General features: G+C 74.8%; 3 protein-coding genes. 1 reads left to right on the forward strand and 2 read right to left on the reverse strand.

What is annotated here, in order from left to right; genetic code table 11:
* Window positions 1-1180 (reverse strand): sensor histidine kinase (locus ACOV8S_RS07865; protein ID WP_448316931.1); only part of this gene is annotated, 1180 nt, incomplete at its 3' end.
* Between the two features lie 206 nt (window positions 1181-1386).
* Window positions 1387-2514 carry a lipid II:glycine glycyltransferase FemX gene (locus tag ACOV8S_RS07870; RefSeq protein WP_448316932.1) on the reverse strand — a complete coding sequence of 376 codons (1128 nt, stop codon included), beginning with the start codon at window positions 2512-2514 and terminating at the stop codon, window positions 1387-1389.
* Between the two features lie 237 nt (window positions 2515-2751).
* On the opposite strand from ACOV8S_RS07870, the gene ACOV8S_RS07875 reads away from it, so the two are divergent.
* Window positions 2752-3774: a phosphotransferase gene (locus ACOV8S_RS07875; protein WP_448316933.1), complete on the forward strand. Its 1023-nt coding sequence runs from the start codon at window positions 2752-2754 to the stop codon at window positions 3772-3774.
* Window positions 3775-4001 lie beyond the last annotated feature (227 nt).

Here is a 4001-nt window from a genome sequence, read left to right on the forward strand (position 1 = left end):
GGCTGGGGATCGCTCCGCCGGCCGGGCGCGCGGCGGCCGGCTCGGTGCCGGCGGCAGCGGCGGAGGCCGGGGCGGTGGCTTCGGCCGCCGCGGCCGGCGCGGGCTCGTCGGTCCGGGAGATCAGGTGGCGGGGGACGAGTACCAGCACCGCGGTGCCGCCCGTCGCGGAGGGACGGAAGGAGACCGTGAGGTCGTGCTTGCGGGCCAGGTGCCCGACGACGGCCAGACCGAGCCGGGTGCCGGTGAGCGCGGACAGGTCGGGGGTGTCCCCGGAGACCGCGTGCTCGGCGCGGCGCAGGGCCGAGTCGCTCATGGTCAGGCCGCTGTCCTCGACGGTGACCAGCAGACCGGCCGGCACCTCGCTGACGTAGGTGTGGACCTCGGTGCTGGGCGGGCTGAAGTTGCAGGCGTTGTCCAGGAGTTCGGCCAGCACGTGCATCACGCCCTCGGCGGCGTGACCGGCCACGGACAGACTCGGCGGCACGGCCCTCAGGCGCACCCGCTGGTAGCCCGCGATCCGGCCCATCGCGCCGCGCAGCACCGACTCCATGGCGATGGGACGCGCCCAGCGGCGTCCGGAGCGGGCGCCGCTGAGCACGGCGATGGAGTCCGCAAGCCGGCCGGCCTGCGCGGTGCGGTGGTCGACGTGCAGCAGGTCGGCCAGCACGTCGCCGTCGTTGTGGCGCTCCTCCATCTCCCGCAGTTCGGCGAGGGTGGAGGTGGACATGGCCTGCATGCGGCCGGCGGCGTTGGCGCAGGCGGCCAGCGCGGCGGCCCGGCGGGCCTCGCTGCGGCCCAGCGCCCGCACGGCCTGCTGGAGCGCCCGCACCTGCTCGGGCCGGGCGGGGGCCAGGGCCGCCCGCTTCCCGGTCCGGGTGAACTCGGCCAGCACCCGCTCCGCGGTGGCGCCCTCGGCGACCCGGGCGAGCGCCGCCGGCAGCGTGGTGTCCGCGAACCGCACGGCGTCCGCCTCGAGTTCGGCGTACCGCTCGCGGGCGAGCCGCTCACGGCCGCGGAACCAGGCGGCGAGCCCGGAGGTGACCGTCACCGTGGCGGCCCCGCCGACGGCCCAGACGAACCCCTGGCCCTCGGCCGGGGCGGCGAACGCCACGACGCCCGCCAGCGCGCCGGTCGTCACTCCCCAGACGAACATGGCCGAGCGGGCTCGGGTAGGTCTCATCGGCGTACTCCTCAGCGGGCCAGGCGCAGCAGGGCGGCAACTCGGGGACACTATAGGGATGTTGTGTGTCTCGACTTGCCTGCTGGTGACCGAACTGTGAGGAGAAGTTGATCACAGATTTCTGACAATCGCCCACTTGTCACATCAAGTTGACCAAGGATGGCCCGGCCGACGACCTGTCAGGCGTCCGATTCTTTACCCGGCGGTCATCGCCGCGCGGCCATGTACACCTCAAATGCCTTGTGCAGGGCCTTGTTCAGGGGGTACTCCCACTCGCCGAGGTACTCCACGGCCTCGCCTCCGGTGCCCACCTTGAAGCGGAGCAGACCGAGCAGCGGGTCGTCCTCCTCGAGGGTGTCGGTGATCCCGCGCAGGTCGTAGACCGCGGCGCCGCGCTCGTGGGCGTCACAGATCATCCGCCACTGCAGCGCGTTGCTCGGCTGCACCTCGCGGCGGCGCGTGGTGGAGGCGCCGTAGGAGTACCAGACGTGCTCACCCACCGTCAGCATGGTCGCCGCGGCCAGCGTCTCCCCGTCGTGCGACGCCAGGTACAGGCGCATCCGGCCCGGGTCCTCCGCGCGCAGCGCGTCCCACATGCGGCGGAAGTAGCCGAGCGGCCGGGGGGTGAACCCGTCGCGCTTCGCGGTCTCCAGGTAGAGCTCGTGGAAGGTTCCCAGGTCCTCGCCGTCCCCCTCGACGACCTTGACGCCGGCCTTCTCGGCCTTCTTCACGTTGCGCCGCCACTGCTGGTTCAGGCCGTTTCGGACCTGCTCCAGCGTCCTGCCGGCGAGCGGCAGCTGGAAGACGTACCGCGGCTGCCCGAGGGCGAAGCCGCCCGAGCCGCCCTCGCTCGAGCGCCGCCAGCCGGACCGCTCCAACCGTTCGGCGACCTCGTCGGCCCGCTCCTCGCGTGCGGACGGCTCCGCGTCCGCCAGCCGGTGCGCCGCCGGGTCGGCGACCGCCTCCTTGACCCGCTCGGCGCTCCACCGCCGGGACACCACCGGCGGACCCAGCCGCACGCTGAACGCGCCCAGGCCCTTCAGGTGGTCCAGCATCGGCCGCAGCCATCCCTCGGCCAGGTCGGAGTCGTCCCAGTCCACCACCGGGCCCTCCGGGAGGTAGGCCAGCGAGCGGCCGATGCCGGGCATCGCCCGCAGCAGCGCGAGCCCCGCCCCCACCGGTCGCCCGTCCCCGTCGAACCAGCCCAGGTACCGCGGCTGCCAGTCCTCCTTGACGTCACCCCAGGCGGGGACCTGCAGATGGCTCACCGACGGCCGCGCCCGGACGAAGTCCAGATGCTCCTCGCGGGTGATCGCCCGAACCTCGCACCTCATACGTCTGCTCTCCTGCCCCGGACCACCCGCCTGCGGGACTGCCGTCCAGCGGTGTCCGACGATCAGCCGACACGAACGCTGCAGGGTAGGCGCAGCCCACCGGCGGATCGCGGCACCAACACTCCGCGTCCACCGCCCCCGCCGCCGACGCCCGGGGCGGGCGGTGATCGCTCGCCCCGGCTGCCGCCGGGGAGAAAACGCTGGTCGCACGGCGTGTCCTGCTGGTCCAATGGCCGCATGCGGCACACGACGACCGACACCGACATCGACCGGGGCGACTGGCCGGACGCCGTCACCCCCTGGGGCGACGCCGCCTGGCGCAGCGCCGCGGAGGCCTTCACCGCCGAAGGGCTGACGGCACACCGCCTGCGCCCGGCCGGCACGCGGACCGCCCGGCTGCGCCCGTGGTCCGTCCTGGTCCGGATCCCCACCGACGACGGCTCGCGGGTCTGGTTCAAGGCCAACCCGCCCGCGAGCCGCTTCGAGGCGGGCCTCGCCCCCGTCCTGGACCGCCGGGTACCCGGCCGCGTGCTCCGTCCGCTCGCCGTCGACGCCGACCGCGGCTGGTCGCTGCTGCCCGACGGGGGCCCGGTCCTGGCCGACGTCCTCGCCGGGGCCGACGTCCGGGAGGCGACCCGGGTCTGGGAGGAGATCCTGCCGCGATACGCCCAGGTGCAGCAAACCCTCACGGGCCACACCGCCGAACTGACCGCGGCGGGCCTGCCCGAGGCGCGCACCGCCGCGCTGCCCGCGCTGTTCGAGCGGCTGCTGGCCGAGAACGCCGCCCACCTGGACACCGCCGAGCGCGCCCGGCTGGAAGCGGCCCGGCCGCTGATCGACGGGGCGAGCGCGGAACTCGCCGCGCTGGGGATCGCCGACACCCTAGACCACTCCGACCTCCAGGACGGCCAGATCCTCCGGCCGGAGCCGGGCCGCTACACCTTCTTCGACTGGGGCGACTCCTCCGTCACCCACCCGTTCTGCAGCATGCTGGTCACCTCCCGGATCTTCCGCCGCCGCCACGGCGACGCGACGCTGCCCAGGCTCCGCGACGCCTACCTGGAGGCGTGGACCGGCCCCGGCCGCACCGCCGCCGACCTGCGGCGCGGCCTGGACCTGGCCCTGCGGCTGGCGGCGCTGACCCGCGCCGCCGCCTGGGGGCGGCTCTTCCCGGGCAACGCCGGGGCGGGCGCGGCGCCCGGGGAGCGGCCGGCGGCCGCGCAGTGGCTGCTGCGGGTACTGGACGACACGCGTCCGTAAGCAGTTCGGGTGAGTCGCGCCGCCCGGTGCAACCATGTCCCCCTTCCGGCTGTCGTATCAGGGGAAAGGGGACATCGTCCGCCGGCCGGCACCCCGGGCAACGGCCGCCCGGCGCGCGGGGACCCGCAGCACCCGTGCTCGAGAGAGAAGGCACCCGCATGCGCCGCAGCACCGCAGCCGTGGTCACCGCCACGGCGATCGCCCTGACCCTTCCCGCCACCACGGCG

Source organism: Streptomyces sp. CO7, assembly GCF_053474865.1.